The organism is Maribacter sp. R86514 (genome assembly GCF_044597005.1).
In the GTDB taxonomy this organism is placed as follows: Bacteria; Bacteroidota; Bacteroidia; order Flavobacteriales; family Flavobacteriaceae; genus Maribacter.
In genome coordinates this window covers 2953988-2975687 of sequence record NZ_CP138999.1, presented here as the reverse complement: position 1 = coordinate 2975687, position 21700 = coordinate 2953988, and the positions used below count along the sequence as shown (strand labels likewise).

Sequence of the window (21700 nt, the reverse complement as noted above, 5' to 3'; positions counted from 1 at the left end):
ACTATTAAAATTGAAAGTAAATAAATTGTTGTTCTTTACCAGCAAACCAAAAGATTGCAATTATTATCGCGTAATACATAATATATCTTAATGGGCGTTTCCATTTTAAACCTAAATTGTCTAGAGCGTATTGTCCATCTCGTCCAATCCATTCAATTAAAGTAAAAACCATTACAAGAAGTATCGTGATCAAAGCGCCCGTAGTATTCTCAAATTCTGGAATAGTTAAGAGTGAAGCAGAAAAAATTTCGGAAATATAACTTACTGCATGATTAATATTATTTGCTCTAAAAAATATCCAAGAAAGAACGGTCAAACTAAAAGTTAGTAACATATATGAAAGTTCTTTTATGTTTGGAAAATTTCGTCCTAGAGCAACAGTCTCTATATTATTGCGGTTATTTTTAGTTAATAATAGTGGTAAAAAGTAAATAGCGTTTAAAGCTCCCCATACTATAAAAGTCCAGTTTGCACCATGCCAAAATCCGCTAACGATAAATATGATAAATGTATTTCGAATTTTCATCCATGTTCCACCGCGGCTACCACCTAATGGAATGTATAGATAATCTCTAAACCATGTAGATAGTGAAATGTGCCATCGTCTCCAAAATTCTGCAATATCTCTTGAAAAGTAAGGAAAGTTAAAGTTTCTCATTAAGTCAAAACCAAAAAGGCGTGAAGTTCCTATAGCTATATCTGAATAACCTGAGAAGTCACAATAAATTTGGAAAGTAAAGAATAATGCGCCCAATACATGTGTACTTCCAGAATACTCTATAGAATCATTGAATATTAGGTTTGCATATATAGCACAATTGTCGGCTATGACTACTTTTTTAAATAGGCCCCATAAAATTTGCCGTGCACCATCCACAGCCTTTACATAATCAAAAGATCTCTTTTTGTAAAATTGTGGTAGTAAATGTGTTGCTCGTTCTATTGGACCGGCAACTAACTGAGGAAAAAAGCTTACAAATGCTGAAAACGCAATGAAATCTTTGGTTGGTGCTAGTTTTCCTTTATAAACATCAATTGTATAGCTCAATGTTTGAAAAGTATAAAAGCTTATTCCTACCGGTAAAATTATATTAAGCGAATTTGATTTTATTTCGGTTCCAAAAAATGAAAAGGCTGTTATAAAATTATCCAAGAAAAAATTATAGTATTTAAAGAACCCTAGAAAACCGAGGTTGACTAAAATACTTGTCCAAAGTAAAACTTTCCTTTTAATTTCATTTTGTTCTACTCTTAGTTTTCTGCCAATTAAATAGTCAACAATGGTACTGAATAATATTAGGGATAGAAATCGCCAGTCCCACCAACCATAAAACAAATAACTTGCTGCAACGATTAAAAAATTTTGTAGTCTTAAATTCTTATTGGTTACAAACCAATAAAGTATAAAAACTATTGGTAAGAATATTGCAAAATCAATCGAGTTAAAAAACATGAATTCGTTCTATTTTTTAAAATTTATACCTGTTACCGAGTGTTCAATTTATAACATCCAAAAATAAGGCTAAACTTTAACATATTTTTTAAAATGTAAATTGATGCCTAAAATTGACTGTTGTAGAAACTAAAGGCAAATTTGATGCTTCAACTTTATTACGTTTATTTTAAAGATATCTTAGACTGCTGCCTATGCAAACATTATAATATACTATATGGGTTGTTCCCTTAATTATTACAATCTTTTATAGAAATCTGCTATGATATTTGAGCTTTCAAAATTTTTGGAGTAGCATAGTAACTAAAATAGTATACAGATCAAATGTTTCCATTTTGCACTTGGTTATGTTAATCTCACTGAACTGTTCAAGTAACGATTGTTCGTTTATAATTTCATAGTTCTTCATTTGTCTTGTACATATAAACTATCGGAATCATTAGTATTGGGCGTTTAAATTAGACTAGAATAATTAAAGCCTATGCGATTAGCAATGCTGTATTTTTGTTCCACTTAAAATAAGCTGAACCAAATCTTTAAAACATGAATTTTCTTAGAATTGATATGTTCAGTGGGTTGTCTTTTTAAACGTCTTTCTTTAATTAAAGACAATTTTACATAAATTATTAACTATATATAACCTCAGATTTCTAATAATGTATATACTGCTAATTTAGACTAGCCACTAATGCATCATTAAAGATTATACCTATAATTAGCATCTCTTATTTTAGTAATAAAAACTTTAATTAATTAAAATTATTTAGAATAAAATAGTTCTTTTTGAAACTCTTTAGGGATTTTACGTAAAGTTGAAAAACAGACCAACTAGTCTGTTTTTCAATTTAAATCTAAGTTAGAAATTGCTTAAACCTACTGTTGTAATCTAAATTACATCGATGAAATGCAAAGATTACGAAGTTAAAAGGGTGTTTAAAGTACCAAACAAACCAAGTGGTTTGTTTGGTAGTATTGAAAAGAGAGGTTAGAATGATCTATTTCTTACTATCCGTTAAAAATTTAAGGAGATTTACCGTTTATGTTTGTGCTCGCAGACACGTAAAAAGCAAATCTTTCATTTGAACCTATATCCTTTGTTGCTATTAGTGTTACAGTAAGATTTTAATAAAATAAAATGCACGGCGAATATCTATTTAGGGTAGGTGATGATATAACTAATGTTTCCAGTTATCATTAAGCCAAGCCGTAGTAAATGCAAATCAACGATATGGAATCAAAAAAACCATGTACAGCAATTACAAACCACAAATCGTATTTGCGTAAGTAGAATATCAACGCTATGAGGCCTCCAACGGTACCTGCAACAATTTGCCCGGTAATGCCTTGGTAACTATGCATAAAACCAAAAAAACAAGCTAACAAGACAATATTAAGAATAATACTGAATTTGCTTTCTCCAAAGAATTTTACAAATTGTCTCATAAAATAACCACGAAAAATAATTTCTTCTCCAAACCCAGCATTAGCCCACAGGATTAATAAGGCAACAAAGCATGCGGAAAGGTTTCCTTCTAATTCTTTAAAACTAGAATAATCTATGGGAACTCCTGTGAGTTTTGTAATTCCAGGAACTAGTAAAAAGACATAAAAAATAAAGAGACCTAAAGCAAGTAAAGGTGCTAGTACGAAGATGTTTTTTATTGTAGATTTTTCTCGTCGAAAGCCTAGCGCTGAAAATGGTTTTCCTTTGTATTCTATATAATTTGATAAGACGATTATTAGAGAAACAGCGATGTTTGTTATATAACTTAAATTAAGTGGTCCGAACCAAATAAAGCAGATGACTGCAACGGTAATTAATGGAATTAAGGTTTGTCGTAAGGTAACTTTGTTCATTATTTTTGTTTTTAAATTCTAAACGAATTAATGAACAAAAACGCTGAAACCCCTTTTAATTATTGATGTTCTTACTGAGTGGTAGTAAATTAATAACTGAATAGTCGGTGTTTATTATTGAAACCAATTCAAAAATTCTATTCGCTTATACCGACTGATATTTATTTCTTTAATAGCATCGTTTTCAATAGTTGCTTTTAATTGAATACGTAGTTTACCATTTTCAATTTTTTCTATTTCTTCTACAGCATCTTTGTGAACGATAATTTGCCGGTTGGCTCTATAAAACAATTGATTGTTTATTTTTTCTTCCAGCTCATTCAATATAAAATCGGTGCTTATTGTTGTGCCATCATTTTTAACAGCAAATACTATTTTATTTTCACTAAAAAAGCATGCAATATTTTCATAAGCGAGTTTTGTGGTTTTTGCACCGTTTTCTATGGTTACAACAGCATCTTTTATAGATGACTTATATAAATTGTAAATGTCTTGGGCATACGACAACCCTATAAGAATAAAACTCAATAGTAAGGTGATGAGTAAACCTATTAGTAAATAATAGAACTCAATTTCACCGTCTATGACTAGACTAAAACTAAAATTTACAGGAATATACATGAGTGTAATATATCCTAAGGTTGAAGACATAAACCATATAATAGTTGTGATTTCAACTTTTTTAATGAAATGCTTCCTCTTGTAATATTGAAAGTTAACCTCGGTTATGATGCCTATAAGAATACACAAAATAATAGATGCCAAAAAACCTTCAATGGGGAATCTATATACATCACTACCAGGAAAACTTTCTGGTGTAGATAAATGATTTATGATCAAAGAGAAAATAATTAATATGATAACTTTCTTAAACCAACGCCCTGCAGAACTATTGATAAAAGTGTGCCAGTAGGTTTTTAGGTTATTTTTGGTCGTTGGTATGGTGCTCATTAATTGGAAGCTCTATATTTTGGCATCGAACTTATGTTTAGAATATTCCTATACCGTTTAGTATAAAAAGTTATGGATTAATAGGCGCTAACATTATAGTTAAACAATAGTCTTTATTGTACTTACTTTATTCTGTGATATACATTTGGGTTATGTTTCTCCATATAAAATTCAGGATGAGGTATTTCTATAAACCCAAACTTTTTATAAAGCCATTCAGCTGTGTCGGTCAATAAAATCCAGCGTCTTAATCCTTGAAGATTGGGGTGCTCCATTATTTCGTTGATCAGCCATTTGCTTAATCCCTTTCCTCTATGTTCTTCAAGAATGTAAACATCCCCTAAATATGCAATTGTGGAATAGTCAGAAATTATTCTAGCAAAGCCAATTTGTTGGTCTTTGTAATAAAGACCAAAATTTAAAGAGTTTTCAATAGACGTTTTTAAAGTATTAAGTGGAATTCCGTTTGCCCAATCAGTTTCGTTTGCGAGGAATTTGTGAATACTTAAAACATCTAATTTATCCCTGTCGGTTGAAATGGAGTATTCATTTCTATGTGTTTCTCTAATTTCCAATTCTATTTTCTTAATTAATGCCACGATTTACAAACTAAGCTAAAGGGTATTGTTTAGTTTTATTTTTTCTTGTCCAAAGCTAAATGTATTCCCGATAGCTATCGGAATTAGTGACTTTAATAAACCAGCCCGCTGTCAGTCAGGTATACATTGACCTTTCGGTTTTGCACTAAAGTCCGAATTACGTTGAGGTTTTGTTGTCATTAGAAGTGGCACACTACAGTATGAACGTCTTTCCCTACTAGATATGTCCGTCTAGATAAAGAATTTAAAAACTCAATAGCAAAAATTAAACTAGGTAACAGTGGACTTCAATTGAAATTCCTTAATATATTCACACAATTTATTGAAAAATTTTTGTGGTTCGTCTACATGAAATGAGATTGTTGTAAAATTATTTTTTATACCATATAGGCTATAGAGAATTTCAGTCTTTTTTAGAGTTAAAATTACATTATGACTCTCATGTTTACCAAAAATGGAGAGTCTACTTGTTTTTTGAGGTTTATTTTTTGAAGAAAGTACAATACTTTTAATGTTGTTTAACTCAATAGAAGTTTCTTTCATTATGCCATATCTTAAATGAAGAATATCTTCTTCAAAAGAGATTGGTCTTTTAATAATAGATTTTAGGAAACCTAGAATTTGTAGTAATGAATAGATGCTTAAAAAGGTAATCAGCCAAGCTTTTGGATTGCCCTCTTGTTCTAAGATATAATGAAAGACTGTAGTTTCTACACCGATGATTAGCATAATGCCCAGTAATATTGAAATAGAGGTGCTTTTTTTATGAATTGAAAATTCCCCATTTTTAAGTGGGCGGCGTTTCCAATTTATAATTCCGTAGTACACTACTGTAATTTCTGTAGCAATTATTCTCGCCATAAAAATAGGGAGAAGGTCTTGAGAAATTGTTTTTACAATCGTATAAAAATCTATATTACTGTCTCTATTTTGCTTATAGTTTAGTCGTGCCTTTCGAAGGTTTATTAAAATATATACGAAAATTCCAACTTCTAAAATAGGCAACAGATAAGTTCTTAATATTGGTAATACGATTTGATTTTCTGCGGGTATTATTTTGTAACAGAAAAAAAGACCAATAATTAAAGCTAGAATAACTGTGTTCTTTGGAATTTCCTTTTTTCGAATTAAAAAGAAATAAATTAATGGAACGGTTAGAATTAAGTCTATAGTTATCCCTACAGAAATCAAACTAGGGTTTGCTAAAAACTGAGTTGATTTTGAAATAAAAATTAACATGCTTAAAAGTGCAAGAGGAATTAAAAAGGGTATAACTTGATTCTTAAAATCGATGTCTCTAATATCCATGGAGATTTATTAAAATTATATTATTTTTTTGAGCTTTTATTCCTCTTTAATCAATTTTGCAACCTTCGAATTGAAATTTTCTTTATTAATTCCGATTAATGTGTTGGTAGCTTTTAAATAACTTTCTAGCCTATCTTGACTACCAGCATTGATTAATTTTGAAATACCTTCTTTACCTTTTTCCTTTTCAATTTTCTCGGCAATGATTCCTGATATTACAGAACGAACAGAAATTTCTGGAGCGATATTGGTGAAAATCTTTTCATTAGTACTGAAAATCGCAAAGAGATTTGTGTTCGGATTATTGGTTAGATAATCTTTTAATTCAGTTACAAGTCTATCGTGTGTAACCATTTCGCCATTTTTGTCTGTATAGTAAGCGTTGCCCCACGCGTAGGCAATTCCCTCTTCGGTAATCCAATTTCGATTTTCACGTTTGTTAATTTGCTCAGAATAATAATGAAACATATCATGAGAAAAGTCTTCGTTGTTCATTACTGCAAAAATTGTTTTACTATCTACACCGTAACCATCTCTATACTTTCCGTTTGAATAAAGGGAATATCCAAAACCCAAAAGTTCAGAAACCTCCTGAAAATTATCGGTCATGTAGAAGTCCATTTTCTCTGGTTTTAAGCCTAATTTTTCAGCTATCTTACTATTTTTACTATCAAATACTTTTGCTCTCTCTTTATAAATATGATCTCTAAAGTGGTAGGTGATATTACCTACGGTTTCTGTTTTCCAGTATCGCGTTAAATAATCAAGAGGAACTGAAAATGTAAACTTGTCGTTTAATTCAGTTGCTACTAAATTTATCTTATAAAGAAGAATCGGATTCGTTTCGGGGTTTTGATAGGTATAAGAAATGGTGACTAAATAGTTGTCAGTCGAAATCGGATAGATATTTATCAATTGCTTGTCTTGAATCTTTTTAGCACTACTGTCCTTTTTTGCTTCATAGTTCATTAACTCTTGAAGTTGAGATTTTGTTAAATCAGCTCTTTGGGGTGTTAACAAATCTTCGCTTAGTTTACCTTGTTCCATTTCAGAAAAAAAGGTTTCTAAGGTTTCGTTGAAATTCTGTTTGGTAATTGAATCCATCGGGTTTTGTAGATATCTTGGAATACCAACAGATTCTTGGGCAATTGCAGAAGTCAATGCAAAAATTAATAATACTGTTACGATTTTTCTTATCATTTCGGTTTTTTTAAATTTTGTGCAACGTCTCCGTATATGAAACGTAGCGTGTAAAAAGACGCTATAGTTTCGGATTATACACGAGCCGAATTTTTTAATTTTTTTTTATCTTTTTTTTCTCAAAAAGCCAAATTAAAAAATTTGGCGGTCTTCGCAAATACACACAAACCTCTCGGAAAGCCTATGATAGCTATGTTTTATATACATTGTTGCCAGTAGTAATTTACCGCTCGTTCAGTCTTCTTAAACTTTCTACTTGACGTTTTTCGTAATCCAACTGCATTTCATAATCATCTTCCCATTCGCGTCTTCCTTTTTCTCTAATTACCTTAAATTTATCTTCATTGATATCAATTGGATTATGGTCTTTAAGTTTTTGAACTGCTGATGTATGCCTATTTATATAATCAAGTTGCATCTCAAAATCATCTGGCCATTCTTCCTCGCTTTTTCGTTTGATGATTTTGTCGGCATTCTCGAAATATGAGAGGTTTAAATTGTCCTTTGATTTTTTTGGTTTGGTCTTTTCCGTTTGTTCGTTTGAACTTGAGGTGTTTTCCAATAATACTTTTAATTCTTTAAGAACATTATCTCTCTTTCGTTCCCATACCGAATTACTAATTGGTTCTAGGTCAAGAAATTCTTCAACAATAGTTTTTAAACTATTATATTTTGGTTTTTCATTGATTTTCATCCCATTAGATGTTGGTATTACGCCCTTAACATCTTTGTAATCAAATGGTGGTATTAAAACAGGGATGTGTGAATTCGTCTTAACCCAAGTTGCTCCCATTTCACATAGGCTAACGACACTTGAATAAAAATTTTCTGACAAAACAAAAACAACTAAAACTTGACTATTTAAACGCTTTCTAATGTCTTGAAGAAAATCATTGCCCAATCTTACGCCATAACCCTCAAAAGATGAGCAAAAGATTTTATCACTTGGAACTCCAATTATTTCTAAAATGTCAATTATTTTTTCTACGTACTTGGCGTCAAGACTGGAATGACTAATAAAAATTTCTTTCATTTTGATTTCTGGGCTTTGTATTATGGTATCGCTATAGTATTCCACCACATCCATAAATTTTGATTTCCGCTTTAGTAAAACGAGTACATCCGCTTTTTTCTGAATACAAGTCAGAAGATGTTCATATTTGCTCGCAACTGTATCTACTTGCTGTCCTGCAAGAGATTTTATTGCAGCATTCCAATCCGCCTGACTAATATTCTTAAAATCGTTTAAATACTTATTGTCTAAAATAAATGTATGTAATCTTATTTCTAAAAACTCTTGAACTTCCGCATCCCAAAATTTCAATTCACGCTCCAATTTCTCTAGCTGAATTGTAGTTATAGGTGAAGATTTATAGGTTGTGAAAAGTTCGTTTCCCTCGTCAATATAATTGTCGAGTTCTTTTAAAAATTCTTTTCGTGGGTAATCTATTTCAATTTTACTCAAAGTTTCTTCATTATTACTGGCAACGTAAGTATAAACTGACCAGGGTAAGTTTATTTCTTGTTTTGGAGGTTAAAGCTTACTTATAGCTAATATACTATTTAAGAATAAACCTACAATTAACATCTGACATTCTATTACGGAAAACCATAATCATAAAATCACATTCAATAGAAATGGCTGAAAACAACAAACCAACCAACCAGTCTGTTTTTTTCGGGTAAAATAGGTGGTAAATCATTGAAAGTAAAGACAGCAATCGCAATTGTACCGACAAAGTTCAAAGCGTATGAAGTTAAATAGATGTTTTAGGTACTAAACAAACCAAGTAGTTTGTTTTTTGGCTGGGTAAGGCAGCTTTGTTAGAACAAATTTTACTGTTTAAACAAACCCTTATGGTTCAATAACCACTGTTTGCTGTGCAGATTATAATCCTCAAGGCAAAGCATTAGATGACTCCATAGATTTAGAAAGGAACAAACACGCATTAGTCTTCAGTGAGTGTTCTAAAGCCTTCCATCACATAGATTAACTTACGTTTATCTTCGAATCCCGGATATTCTTCATCTGTGAACATTGATGGTAAAAAGCTCTTATATTCTGTATAATTTTCGCCTTGGTATAAACCGAAAGTATAGGTTTGTCCACCACTTATGGCTTTTTTCCATGAGTTCGCTTTTTCTCCTAAGGTCGCTAATTGACTTAGATCTATATCGAATTTTCCTTCGCTAGCACAGAGATTCAAAAATGCCCAATACTCTGAATACTTTTTTTTCTTAACATGGATCCTCTTTATTTTGGCGGAAGCCATTGGTTGGGCGGACTCATTAATTCTGTAGCGCCTTACCTTACCGTTGTTGAGGTAAACGATATAATCTGATTCTGGTTCTATATGTGGCAGTATAGAGTAGACGATGCGAACGACCAATGCGTCTGCATTATTCAAGCTAAATAGCTCAACATACCGGTTTACTTCTTCTGCATTCGATTTAAAGTCGATTTTTGGTATTTGAGGTGCTTGCGAAAATGCTAAAAAGGGCAAAAGAATAAAAAGATAGCATTGAAGTTTTCTCATGGTATAGTTATAAAACACGGTTACGAGCGTATTCTGTTTATTGATTAAACAAGCTTACGAAATAGCTAAATCATGTTAAGATTATGGTAGAGAATATGTTGGTAAATTAAGCTATATTTTTTTATTTTTCATCTAAGTTCTTTGTTGGCAACAGTCTTAATCTGTTTTCAAAGTTTTATTTGGATTCGGTTCAAATACAGCCTTGTCTATATTCTTTTCCTCTATAGAAGTAACTTCTTCAATTGACTTAAAAAGCGGGAAATATTCGGTTTCGTTTCGAATACTTATCGCATTTGATTCCTTCACAAATAGATTCCAAAAACCATCTGTATATTCGGAATAGCGTTTCGCATTTAATTTATATTTGGGATTGAAAAAGTATTTCCCTCGCATTTCTGTAAAAAATGATAAAGAATCTTTAGGCTTGTATTGTAATGTTATCGATTCACATTTTTCTCCTAATATGATTTTTTTATCATTTTGATTGCGTTCAAACTTAATTAAATCATTTTTTTTAGTTCCGAATTTACTTTTGGTAATTGTGTCCAATTTTTCAAATTCCGTATAAGAATAACCTTCGTCTAGGCGGACAATTATTTTCATCCAGCCTTGTTGTCCTTTTCCATGGTATATCATTGCATACCTGTCTTCCTTTACATATGCAGTAAATGATGTTCCGAATTCTCGTTCTAGCATGGAAGTTGGTAAACTCTCATTATTTGATTGATATTCTATTTTATAATTTAATTCTCCTTCAAAAAAATCTTGTGCATTTAATGAAAAGGCGTAAAATATAATTAGTACAACTGAGATTTTGATTTTATTCATGTTTTTTTGATTGTTGCCAACACATTACCTAAGCGTAGTGCGGGAGCAAGGAAACTTTTAGTTTCCGTCTGCGCACGAAGCTAAAGCTTATTGTTTAGTTTTTATCTTTTCTTGTCCAAAGCTAAATCCATAGGATTTACCGACATTGTAAATATATACAGACCTTACGATTTAGCCCTAGTCCGCATTACGTTTAGTTATTGTTGGCAACTGGCTTTATCTTTTGAGGGAAAAGTGTCCTGAAAATACACTTCCGTTTTCAAGAAAGGTTTTAAACCAATAATCACTGGGTATCATTGGTCTACCATTGAATAAACCGTTCCAACCCTTAGCATTTGGTGCTAGCTGAGCTACTAACTTTCCATATCTATCGTAAATGTATGTATAAGAATTCGGGTACTGATCTATCCCATAAATTTGCCAATAATCGTTTACGCTATCATTATTTGGTGTAAAAAACTTTGGATAATCAATAATGGTAACTATCTCACTATCCTCACCGCAACCATTTTTATCTCTTACTTGTACAGTATATACTCCACCATCAACATTGGTAAAATAATTGCTTTCATTAAAATTTATACCATCTAAAGAATATTCAAAATCACCATCACCTGTTGCAATAATTTCTATGTAATTGTTATTCGACAACTCTTGGTAATTTACTTGAGTAATTGTGGGTGGTGATGATCTAATAAATTTAAAATCATAACTGTTTTCGCAATATACTCCATTTGTAGTTTTACCTATCGTAAGAGTATACGACCCTGCATTTATCAATTCTGCTTCATTTGTATCTGAAATTATGTCATCACCTTCATAGAGCCAATTATAAGACTCAAAAACATTCTCTACTTGAATAGTTAATGAAGGTTCTAAATGACATAAAAAATAGCTCGGCTCTAGCTGTGTTATAGGAAGTTCCATAACAACTAATTCAAAACTAGTTTCAGTAAAACAAAGTGGATTCAATGAATTCTCCGCTCGTACAGTAATGGTCTCATTCCAAGAGATACTATTTTCGTATGAATTAGTTAAGGGATTGGGTAATTGAACTCCATTTGCATCAAAATAAGATAGGTTTATTCCTATTTGACCATTAATGATTTCCGATTCAATATGGGAAAGGTCAAAACTGGCAAAACCGTTGCCCGTATCACATGCATAAATTGGTGATGGTATGTTTAGTTGCGGTTGTGAAGATGTTCTTAACACCAATGGAGTTTCTTCATAACAATAGGTCTGCGTATTGGTTACCCTTACGGTTATAGTTTCTTCATTTGCTATGGAATTGGTATAGGGATTGGGTAATGGACTTGGCAATGCATTACCACTTGTGTCAAAATAAGATACCAACAACCCAGTTTGCTCACTAACTATTTGTGATTCTACTGTAGAAGTATCAAAATATTCCGAAATACCATCACCATTGTCATCACAACCAATTAGCACATTAACATTATAGGCAATAGGTAATGAATTCACCTTAAGTTTAAACTTGGTCTCATTATAACAGTTGTTTACACTTTCAAAAGCACGTACGGTTATTTCTTCCTCATTTATAATTAGATTTTCTATTGCATTTAGTGGTCCTTGAATTTGATTTTCATTTGCCCTATAAAAGGAGACCGAAGTTGCCATACTGCTCCCTAAAATTTCATTTTGTACTTGTTCCAAATCAAAAATGGCGAACCCATTGGTATCGTTGCTACACATAAAGAGGTCTGAAATCACAGATAAGTCTGGAATTGGGTTCACAATTAAATCAAAGGAGGTTTCGGAATAACAATTTAAAGCGTTTTGATTAGCGACCCTAACAGTTATTGTTTCTTTATTTGGAATAGAGTTGGAAAAAGGATTTGGAAGCGGACTTGGCAATTCATTTCCATTACCATCAAAATACGTTAAAACAATGTTTTCTTGGCTATTACTTATTAAACTTTCAAGATTTGATGTGTCGAAAGAAGAAGAAAAACCGGAACCGAATGTATCAACACATGAAATTAGATCTGGAACCTTATTTGCATTAGGCCGTTCTAAAATTTCCAATTGTTTATTAATTACTTTAGGTACTGGATTATTAATAGTCTGTATAGTAACAGATACATCATAAACACCTACAGCCGCATAGACATGAGTAGGGTTTAATACATTGGAAGTCGTACTATCTCCAAAATCCCATAGAACAGTATCAATTTCTTCATCGAAATTTAAACTAAACTCAGTGTTATCTCCAAAGCACACATTATTATACTGAAAAGTATTATTCGAAATTATACCATTTGCTGTTATATATAAATTGGCGTTTGGTCTTGGAAGTGGCGCAATATCTGTACTTGTATATGTATAATAACCAAGACATCCTTTGTACCAAGCGGCATTTCCTCCTTCTTCCGTGCCTGCAATAAGAATATTCATTACACCAAAACCTGTGCCATCTGTTTTCTCTACTTCAATTAAAATACGTTCAACATTTGCAGGAACGGTTACTGGAGTATCAAAATCAACAGTTACAATTTGAGGAGATAAAATCGAAACAAATGGAAAAAACTCCTTCTGGCTACTACCTATTAAATTAGATTCTGAAAAAGTACCAGGAAATCCAGAATCAATACTATAAATATTAAATTGTAAGTATGCGTTTTGCTGACCAACTGAAGCCCTTACGCCAATACTACCCGAATTAATTTGAAATTCATCAGTTGCAGATATTCCATATTCCTCAAGGGTAAATGCTCTTGCCCAATGTTCAGGTTCAGAACATGAACCCACAGAAGGGTTTATTAATTCATCACCTACATTTTGGGTTAGTTTAATTTGAGAAGACACCACATTTAGAACTAATAAAAAAAGTAGTAAGAGTGTATTTTTGTGCATGAAGTTGGTAAGTCGTAACGTTTTAGATTTGCAAAATAGGGTTTATTTGATATACGGTTAAAGCTATTTTGACTATCTACATAAAACAACCCTTAAGATGCATACTTAATTTTTTTATCCTGTATTTATTAGCTTGTTGCCAACGTTTTAGCTATGAACAGTACGGGAGCAAACTAGCGTTTGCTTTCCGCCACGCACATAGCAAAATCTTTTTGTTTAGTTTTTTCTTTTCCTTGTTTAAAACAAAATCCAAAAGATTTTGCGGGCTTCATAAAATTACACAAACCCTGCGATTAAGACCAAAGCCCGAATTGTTTATAGGTTGTGTTTTGCTTTCGTACTTATTTCTAGTAAGGGCTTTTAGTAGTTTTTATTCCTTCAGGTAATTGCAAATCACTATCATTAATTTTCATTTCTGTCACTTCAGTAGCAATACTTTCCATTGTAAATTGAGCATTATTCACAATCATTTTTAAAGGCAAAGAGTTTGATTCTTTTAAAAAAGCATACCAATTTCCAAACTTGTGATTTTCAAAAAGGGAAACATTTACTTTTAAAGAAGTATTGAAATAATATTTTTGAATTCCACTTTTACATGTCAATATTAATTCGTCACAATCATAACCAAGTATTTTAATTACATTTTTATTCAATTTTACATTTGAAATAGTATCCACATTTATTAATCCGTCATTCCAAATAGCAGTTTCTGAATTCGCCATTTTACTATAAAGTCTATTTTCTGAATTCACATAAATTTGCCATTGCATAACAGTTCCATTAGTTACAGACCTGTAATCGCCATTTTTTATAAAGTATTCTTGTGTTCCACCCATCATAGTTTGCCATTGTTGGTCTGTCATTTGAGGGTTCTGACTTTCATAAGTATTTGAATAGGTTATTTTTCCTTCAAAATTTTGTCCAAATACTGTTAGTGTTGAAAATGTAATTAATACAAATACTAATATTCTGTTCATATTTTTTATTTAATTGACTTACTCTAATTAGGTTTTCTGTCTTCCTCCTTTTAATCCACCTTGGTTTTTTTGTATGAAGCAAAACGTACATATAAACTGACCACGGTACTTTTATTTCCTGTTTTGGTGGTTAAAGCTTACCTATAGCGAATATACTATTTAAGAATAAACCTACAATTTACATCTTACATTCTATTATGAAAACCCATTATCGCTATTAAATAGATGGAACTAATTGTCATTAATAGCTCTCAGAAGAGAATTGCCTTGAAAACATCAAACCAACCAACCAGTCTGTTTTTTACTGGTAGAATAAGTTCAAAATTCTGGAAGCAAACGGCAATCTTCACCTTTGTGTCGACAAAATGCAAGGCGTACGAAGTTATATGGGTATTTGGAGCATTTAACCAACCAAGTGGTTTGTTTTTTGGCGGATTAAACAAGCTGTTTTAGCGCGGTTTTCTTGCTAGTTGCTTTTCTTTTGGCTTATTTATTCTCCAGAGCATGTTTAAATTCCACTATTTCTGAAAGATAGATTTCGTTCAAATATTCATTATAATAATCGTCTCGTTTAGAGCCGATATGTTCTTCTGCACTAACAATATGTTCTCTTGCTTTTTCAGTTTGCCCTAGTTTTTCATAAGTCTTTGCTAAACCAAAATAGGCTTCTGGCACGTTTTCAGATTGCTGTAATGCACGTTGAAATTCTGCAATTGCTTTTTCGTAATTCCCAAGTTCGTATTCGCAAAGTCCCAGGTAAACAAAACTGTGAATATCTGCCCAGTCTTCTTTTTGGCTCTTGATATTTCTATTAAACATTTCAATTGCTTTTGGGTAGTCTTTTTTTCCATAATAGCATTCTCCACGTAAAAAGTCAATACCCTCTCCCCAAGGCGCATCAACTACATTTGGCGTAAGATTATCTAGGGTGTCAAAATCTAGCAAAGCCTTGTCATAATCGCGCATTTTGCGTAATCTGATCCACCCGCGATACCCCAAATGCTTTTCTGGGTCAAGTGCTACTGCTTTGTCCAAATATTCAAATCCCTTATTGAAATCTCCGGCTTTGTTATAGGAGACGGAACGCTCCATCCATGCATCGCTATTTTCTGGGTCGTATTCCAGTGCTTTCTCATATTGACGAGCTTCTACAAGAAAGTTAGATTTCTCGGTGTCCGGTTTTATTTGCCACCAGATGGTTGATCCAATAACTAGAAATAGAATTAGGGACCCCAAAAAAATGAATAGGTATTTAAAAAATTTCTTCAATTTTTCCGTTTTTAATTTTTAATCTAATAAGGTTGTAGGTCTTAAAATCTTTGTCTCTTTCCCAATTGGTTAAACTCAGTGCAATGGTCTCCAATGCTGTTATTAATGACCCGTTGTTAAATAACGTAGGTTCGTAATTTTCGTCTATTTGAAATGTTTCCATTTCGCAAAATTCTCCTGTTTTAGTAGTATACAGTCTCAAGGTTATAAAACCGCTACTGGGTGTTATGTTGGTTTCGGCTAATTGCACGTCCCTAAAAGCGTTTCTCAGCGTAGGATTCTCGCCTTCTATTCTGCTATTGATATTATTTGCCCAGTAAGGCATTGTACGTTCGTCGCAGTCGTTAGTTTCTTGCGAGAATGCTAGAAGGGGTAGAATGGTTAGTAGGAGTAGGAGGTTTTTCATTTGAATTGGAAAGGTAAAGTTTAAAAATCGTAGAACTCGGCTAGGAGCTAGACTTTTCTATATAGGTTTATAATTGATTTCATTTCATATTCCTTCCATGTAGCATTTAAAGTACTGGCATTCGCGATAAATTGCTTTTTCGTCATAATCGCTTGGCCATTCAGTAAATGGTACATTATGTTCCTTAAGTTCTCCCGAGGTTGACATATATTGGTGATTTAATATTACATCAATATTATTGGCTTCATATCCTTCTGGCATTTGAAAGAATTCAAAGAGGAAAGATGTTCCAAAACCAAACTTTTTGCCATCCTTCATTTTTACGCCGAAACCTGTCCAAGACATGGTTGTTTCGCCATCAATTGTGGATAATATATGTTTGGGTAAAGCAAATGGGCTTATTTCAACTCTGGCAATATCATATTCATTAACCTTATTACCACTTGTTGTATAGAGTTTGACCATATCTCTGTATCCATCAAACCTTAATATTTTTGCAAAAATGGATTTTCCCGTCCTTTCTTCTTTTAATCGTTTGATAGCTTGGTTTACTGTAGGTCCAGGATTTTGAAATATTACACAGGGAAGGTAGGTCCCATCTTTTAGATATGCAGAACATCTATATTGATTTCCTTCAAACTCCTTTTTAAGAGGTTCAATGTTATCTTTTAAAAATTGAATGATTTCAGAGTTATTCATTTAATTTGGACACAATTTTTGGATTAGCGTGAAAAATTGATTTGAGCTATATTTATCTCGGTAATCATTCAATTAAGGTTTTATCAAACCAAACATCTTCGTAATTATTTCCATCGATTAAAAAACGATATCCTGGTGGTAGGTCGAGATATTTAGTTAGGTCCATTTTAATATAGTCACTTAAATGTTCGGTACAAATAGGTTTGAAAAAATCATTGGAATCAGAATAATCTCCACACCATATATACCATCCATTGGATTCATTTTCTGGTGGATGTCGCAACCCATGAATTATGCCCTCATTTAAAGATTCTATAGCAAGACCAATTATTGACTTCTCATTCGGAGTGCTAGGTTTTACTCCTTGCCATTCACATATTGTTTTATTTTTTCTTATTTCCATGTTGGTAATACCACATAAAATTTAGGTTAGTAAAATGGGCAAGTAAATTTTTCGTTTCCGTCTGCATACGAAGCTAAAACTTATTGATCAGTTTTATTTTTTTGTCTAAAGCTAAATCCATTACCGATAGATATCGAGATTAGCGATATTATAAATATACACAGACCTTTCGGTTAAGCCCGAATCCTGTATTGTTTATAGGTGGTGTTACCAACAGACTTTATTCTATAGAAATGTATTTTTCAAACCTTTTTGTATAAGAAATTCCTTCTTCTTGTGAGTCAAGTATTTTTTCTAGAATCATTTCAGAATTGTTAATACTATTTATTTTAGAATCAAGGACCTTGGATGTTTTGTAAAAACTAAACTCATTATCAATGTTTGAAGTAATTAACAGATTACTATTGTTCAATTTCCAATTTCCATTATGAGTTTTTTCACTAAATGAGTAAGAAAACATAACAGATGAGTCTTCGTTAAATTCGAATGTAAAAGTGTCATGCATTCCAGAAATGGCGTTTCTAACCTCATTATCATTTCCATCGTAATAGAAATATTGGCTTTCTATAGGTCCATACCATTTCTTTGAAATTAATATCGATCGATTAGTTTTGTCTAAATTTTCGGAATCATCTTTTGTACATGAAAAAAATAGAAACAGATAAATTAATAGTAACAAGCACTTAAAAATAATCTTCATTTTTTTAATTTGTTGGTAACGACAGGGCTATAAGTAGTGTCCTTTTTCAGGCTAATATGTTTTTAGGACATTACTTATAGGACCTGTTGTAAGTGGTTTTATTTTAATTTTACTTTTGTCTAAAATTAGGAATAATAACCATGTATAGTTTGCCATAAGAGAATAATAAAGACTCTTTTTGTTGAGCCTCCCGTTTTATATTAATTTATACATTCGTGTATGATTAGTGTAAAACGGAACCTGAACACCTCTAAATGAGCAGAAAAACAATAAAATACCGTTTAAAATTTGACTTTCTCAAAATTTTTACCGTCCTTTTACAAGTAGTTTTTAACGTGTCAACGTTCTGAGAGTACACTCTCAACGCTGAAAGCTAAACTACTTGGGAAATATCCGCCGAAAGAGTCGAATATTACCTTAATCCTTTTCTGCTCATTTAGAGATTCCGACTTTTTATATCCACAATATAACTCAGGTAATCCTCAGCAAAAAGAACATTGGCGATGGCAAATTACTTACAACGGTTCGGCTATGGCAAGTAGGGCAGGCAAGGAAACTTTTCGTTTCCGTCTGGTCTGCTAGCCAGAGCTTTTTGTTTTGTAATTATTTTTCCTTTTTAATTGCCAAATCCAAAAGATTTGGCGGACTTAGTAAATTAGCCCAAGCCCTTAAATATAGCACTTTATGCCCTATTTGCTATAGGCATTGTTATCTGCTGCCTTTTTTTATCACTTTGTTGCTTTTTCCTTGATTACATTTTTTACAACTGGTAATTAGGTTGTGATAGTCGTCCGTTCCACCAGCTGAAACGGGCATAATGTGGTCAAGTTCCAATTTAATATTATCATCTTCTCTGGACTTACCGCAATATTGGCAGGTAAAATTATCTCGTTGAAATATTTCAAAACGTAATTTTTGAGAAATTCCAATTCTCCTTTTAGGGGGACTTTTTTTAAGAGGTACTTTTTGATAGTGATGTTTACTAAATTCAGCACATTCGCTGTAATGTCTATACTTTTTGTTTTCAAATTGAATTTTTCTTGAATCCTCCCATTCTCCGCTAATACTGGCAGTCCCACGTGCTTGGTTGAACGCCACGGAATCGAATAAATTTACTTCAGGACAAAAATTTGCATATTCCTTAAAGTTTTTTCCATTTAAGAATTCGGGTACCTCTCCGCTTAATTCGATTGCGTTTTCTTCAAAGTCCTCCTTCAGGGTATCGTTTTCCTGTAATATTTTTATCACGCTTTTCTTTTGTCCTCCAGTATAACCACCTAAAAAATATAAAGTGTACGCTCTTCGAGTACAATAGTCCAAAATCGGACATCTTGCAGGAAGTTTCTTTTGCTCACTTTTATTGAAATATTCCTTTTCTGTCATTATTTTTTTAGGTTGCAGATAACGACAGGGCTATAAGTAGTGTCCTTTTTCAGGCTAATATGTTTTTAGGACATTACTTATAGGACCTGTTGTAAGTGGTTTTATTTTAATTTTACTTTTGTCTAAAATTAGGAATAATAACCATGTATAGTTTGCCATAAGAGAATAATAAAGACTCTTTTTGTTGAGCCTCCCGTTTTATATTAATTTATACATTCGTGTATGATTAGTGTAAAACGGAACCTGAACACCTCTAAATGAGCAGAAAAACAATAAAATACCGTTTAAAATTTGACTTTCTCAAAATTTTTACCGTCCTTTTACAAGTAGTTTTTAACGTGTCAACGTTCTGAGAGTACACTCTCAACGCTGAAAGCTAAACTACTTGGGAAATATCCGCCGAAAGAGTCGAATATTACCTTAATCCTTTTCTGCTCATTTAGAGATTCCGACTTTTTATATCCACAATATAACTCAGGTAATCCTCAGCAAAAAGAACATTGGCGATGGCAAATGTCACGTCCTAAAATACGGCTACAGGTTAATATTAGTTTTAGGCGGCATATTGATGCACGTAATTAGGTGTTTTATAATCTAAAGATAAATGCAATCTTTTAGAGTTGTATAGTTTGATTGCATTTTTGGCTGCTTTTTTAGCATGAACCACACTGGTAAATGTCTGGTCAAGAAAAAATTCATCTTTTAGAATACCGTTTACCCTTTCGGCCAGGGCGTTTTCGTAGCAATGGTTTTCTTCGGTCATACTGATCTTGATTTTCTTTCTTTTTAGTATTTGGGTATAGACATTACTGCAATATTGAATACCTCTGTCCGAGTGATGAATAAGTCGGTCAATGTTCTTGGCATTGTAAATAGCCTTATTTAAAGCTCTGACACAACCTTTTAGTTCTAGGCTATCACTTAGGTCATATCCAACGATTTTACGTGAGTACATGTCCGTTATCAATGCTAGGTAACAGAATCCTTTAATGGTTCTGATATAGGTTATGTCGGAAGCCCATACTTGATTGGGTCTATTGATTTTCAAGTCTTTTATGATATTGCCATACTTGTAAAAGCGGTGATATGAATTGGTGGTTCTAGAGGAGTATTTCTTTCTTCTAATGAGCAATCGATTTTCTCTTAGGATACGGAACAGCTGGTCTCTGCCTACTTTTAAGTCGTACTTATGAAACTCATCTTTTAATGATCTCATGAGTTTCCTGGTACCTTCTCTAGGTAGTGTTCTTCTGCTTTTCCGAACAAGTTCGATTATATCCCGTTCTATCTGTTTTTTGATAACAAAACGTTTTTGGTATTTGTAATAGGCATCTCTTTTCAGATCAAAGGCATTACAGATAGTACCAATTGAATACAGCCTTTCATTACGGTTTATCGGTGCTACTTTCATCAAGGCTTTATGTTTAAGTTTTTTTTTAATTCTTCAACATCTCTATAGCCCAGGTTCTCGGCAGCTACCTCGAGATAGCTATCGGTCACCAGTTTGTCCAGGTCCTTTTTAATAAGAAGGTCCTTAAGTTGTTTCAACTCTTTTTGAAGGGCTTTGATACGGGAAAGTTCGTCGTCTGTTTGCACGGTTACACGGGTGTTCATTAAATCTTTACGGTCATACTTCTTGATCCATACGTTTATAGTACTGGATTGTATACCGTAAGTTAATGCAATTTGTCTTTTTGAATGGTTTCCTTTGGTAAGTTCTGCCAAGACTTTGAGCTTGAAGCTCTCACTATAGCGTTTTACATATCCATCATTTTTATACATATACTTGAAGTGTTTTGTATACATATTTCAGGACGGGTCAAAATTACTTACAACGTTTAAGCTAAAGTTAGTTGCGTTGTGAAATCCGACAGGATTTCCCATCGCGAACTAAGATAGCAAAATAGCTCTAGATTTTCCATCGGAAAATCCGGAGCAATTAATTTTAGGTATTGTTAGCGGTATTAAGCAGCCCGAACCAAACTCTTAAAAGACAAAACAAATGAACAATTCGCGTAGATTTTGCCGCATTTTCCATCCAGCGACAGACTTGGGCGGACATAAATATAGTTTAGCCGACTTTTAATATCTTAACAAAACATGACCAACCAAAAGTCCGTCAACATAACGATTGCGAACAGATTGCGTGCTGGCGGCAAAAGGGATGACCCCGAAAGCTGCTCTTTTTTTTAAGCCCGAACCAAACGATTTGGACTTGTTTAAAATACAAAAACCTTAGATTTTTTACTTTTC

At 32.6% G+C, this 21700-nt stretch carries 20 protein-coding genes; 1 reads left to right on the top strand and 19 read right to left on the bottom strand.

The genetic code is table 11. The annotated features are described in order from the left end of the window. Positions 1 to 4: 4 nt before the first annotated feature. From SJY30_RS12960 to SJY30_RS12910, 11 genes are all read right to left on the bottom strand, one after another. On the bottom strand, positions 5 to 1453 hold the full coding sequence (locus SJY30_RS12960; RefSeq protein WP_396632592.1) for an MBOAT family O-acyltransferase: 1449 nt from the start codon (positions 1451 to 1453) through the stop codon (positions 5 to 7). A 1194-nt stretch (positions 1454 to 2647) separates the two neighbouring features. Further along, positions 2648 to 3310, bottom strand: a complete 663-nt coding sequence (locus SJY30_RS12955; RefSeq protein ID WP_396632591.1) for a lysostaphin resistance A-like protein — start codon at positions 3308 to 3310, stop codon at positions 2648 to 2650. 114 nt (positions 3311 to 3424) lie between these two features. Further along, positions 3425 to 4261 carry a LytR/AlgR family response regulator transcription factor gene (locus SJY30_RS12950; RefSeq protein ID WP_396632590.1) on the bottom strand — a complete coding sequence of 279 codons (837 nt, stop codon included), beginning with the start codon at positions 4259 to 4261 and terminating at the stop codon, positions 3425 to 3427. A gap of 122 nt (positions 4262 to 4383) precedes the next feature. Continuing rightward, a complete protein-coding gene (locus SJY30_RS12945; RefSeq protein ID WP_396632589.1) occupies positions 4384 to 4860 on the bottom strand; it encodes a GNAT family N-acetyltransferase in 477 nt (158 codons plus the stop codon). A gap of 270 nt (positions 4861 to 5130) precedes the next feature. Beyond that, positions 5131 to 6168, bottom strand: a complete 1038-nt coding sequence (locus SJY30_RS12940) for a hypothetical protein (RefSeq protein WP_396632588.1) — start codon at positions 6166 to 6168, stop codon at positions 5131 to 5133. Between the two features lie 36 nt (positions 6169 to 6204). After that, positions 6205 to 7368: a hypothetical protein gene (locus SJY30_RS12935; RefSeq protein ID WP_396632587.1), complete on the bottom strand. Its 1164-nt coding sequence runs from the start codon at positions 7366 to 7368 to the stop codon at positions 6205 to 6207. Between the two features lie 223 nt (positions 7369 to 7591). After that, the gene (locus tag SJY30_RS12930) at positions 7592 to 8833 is read right to left on the bottom strand and encodes a toll/interleukin-1 receptor domain-containing protein (RefSeq protein ID WP_396632586.1); all 1242 of its coding nucleotides are present in this window, start codon (positions 8831 to 8833) and stop codon (positions 7592 to 7594) included. Between the two features lie 484 nt (positions 8834 to 9317). Next, a complete protein-coding gene (locus tag SJY30_RS12925; protein WP_396632585.1) occupies positions 9318 to 9905 on the bottom strand; it encodes a hypothetical protein in 588 nt (195 codons plus the stop codon). A gap of 156 nt (positions 9906 to 10061) precedes the next feature. Continuing rightward, entirely contained in the window at positions 10062 to 10733 is a 672-nt protein-coding gene (locus tag SJY30_RS12920) for a hypothetical protein (RefSeq protein ID WP_396632584.1), read from the bottom strand. Positions 10734 to 10949: 216 nt separating this feature from the next. Further along, positions 10950 to 13610 (bottom strand): T9SS type B sorting domain-containing protein, encoded by a 2661-nt coding sequence (locus SJY30_RS12915; protein WP_396632583.1) that lies wholly within the window; start codon positions 13608 to 13610, stop codon positions 10950 to 10952. 347 nt (positions 13611 to 13957) lie between these two features. After that, positions 13958 to 14587, bottom strand: a complete 630-nt coding sequence (locus SJY30_RS12910; RefSeq protein WP_396632582.1) for a hypothetical protein — start codon at positions 14585 to 14587, stop codon at positions 13958 to 13960. A gap of 225 nt (positions 14588 to 14812) precedes the next feature. Between SJY30_RS12910 and SJY30_RS12905 the strand changes: the two genes are divergently transcribed. After that, positions 14813 to 15040, top strand: coding sequence for a hypothetical protein (locus tag SJY30_RS12905; protein WP_396632581.1), 228 nt, complete (start codon positions 14813 to 14815; stop codon positions 15038 to 15040). 33 nt (positions 15041 to 15073) lie between these two features. On the opposite strand, the gene SJY30_RS12900 is transcribed toward SJY30_RS12905, so the two are convergent. The 8 genes from SJY30_RS12900 to SJY30_RS12865 form a co-directional block, all read right to left on the bottom strand. Further along, complete coding sequence (locus SJY30_RS12900; protein ID WP_396632580.1) at positions 15074 to 15856, bottom strand: tetratricopeptide repeat protein; 783 nt, start codon at positions 15854 to 15856, stop codon at positions 15074 to 15076. Further along, positions 15840 to 16262, bottom strand: a complete 423-nt coding sequence (locus SJY30_RS12895; protein WP_396632579.1) for a hypothetical protein — start codon at positions 16260 to 16262, stop codon at positions 15840 to 15842. Before SJY30_RS12895 ends, SJY30_RS12900 begins: the two co-directional genes overlap by 17 nt. Before the next feature lie 84 nt (positions 16263 to 16346). Beyond that, positions 16347 to 16961, bottom strand: a complete 615-nt coding sequence (locus SJY30_RS12890) for a hypothetical protein (protein ID WP_396632578.1) — start codon at positions 16959 to 16961, stop codon at positions 16347 to 16349. Positions 16962 to 17025: 64 nt separating this feature from the next. Then, entirely contained in the window at positions 17026 to 17364 is a 339-nt protein-coding gene (locus tag SJY30_RS12885; protein ID WP_396632577.1) for a hypothetical protein, read from the bottom strand. 220 nt (positions 17365 to 17584) lie between these two features. Next, positions 17585 to 18064: a hypothetical protein gene (locus SJY30_RS12880; RefSeq protein ID WP_396632576.1), complete on the bottom strand. Its 480-nt coding sequence runs from the start codon at positions 18062 to 18064 to the stop codon at positions 17585 to 17587. 708 nt (positions 18065 to 18772) lie between these two features. Next, positions 18773 to 19447, bottom strand: a complete 675-nt coding sequence (locus SJY30_RS12875; protein ID WP_396632575.1) for an HNH endonuclease — start codon at positions 19445 to 19447, stop codon at positions 18773 to 18775. Between the two features lie 553 nt (positions 19448 to 20000). Then, positions 20001 to 20858 carry an IS3 family transposase gene (locus SJY30_RS12870; RefSeq protein ID WP_396632138.1) on the bottom strand — a complete coding sequence of 286 codons (858 nt, stop codon included), beginning with the start codon at positions 20856 to 20858 and terminating at the stop codon, positions 20001 to 20003. After that, complete coding sequence (locus SJY30_RS12865) at positions 20858 to 21229, bottom strand: transposase (protein WP_024479941.1); 372 nt, start codon at positions 21227 to 21229, stop codon at positions 20858 to 20860. The genes SJY30_RS12870 and SJY30_RS12865 overlap by 1 nt, the downstream gene beginning before the upstream one ends. Positions 21230 to 21700 lie beyond the last annotated feature (471 nt).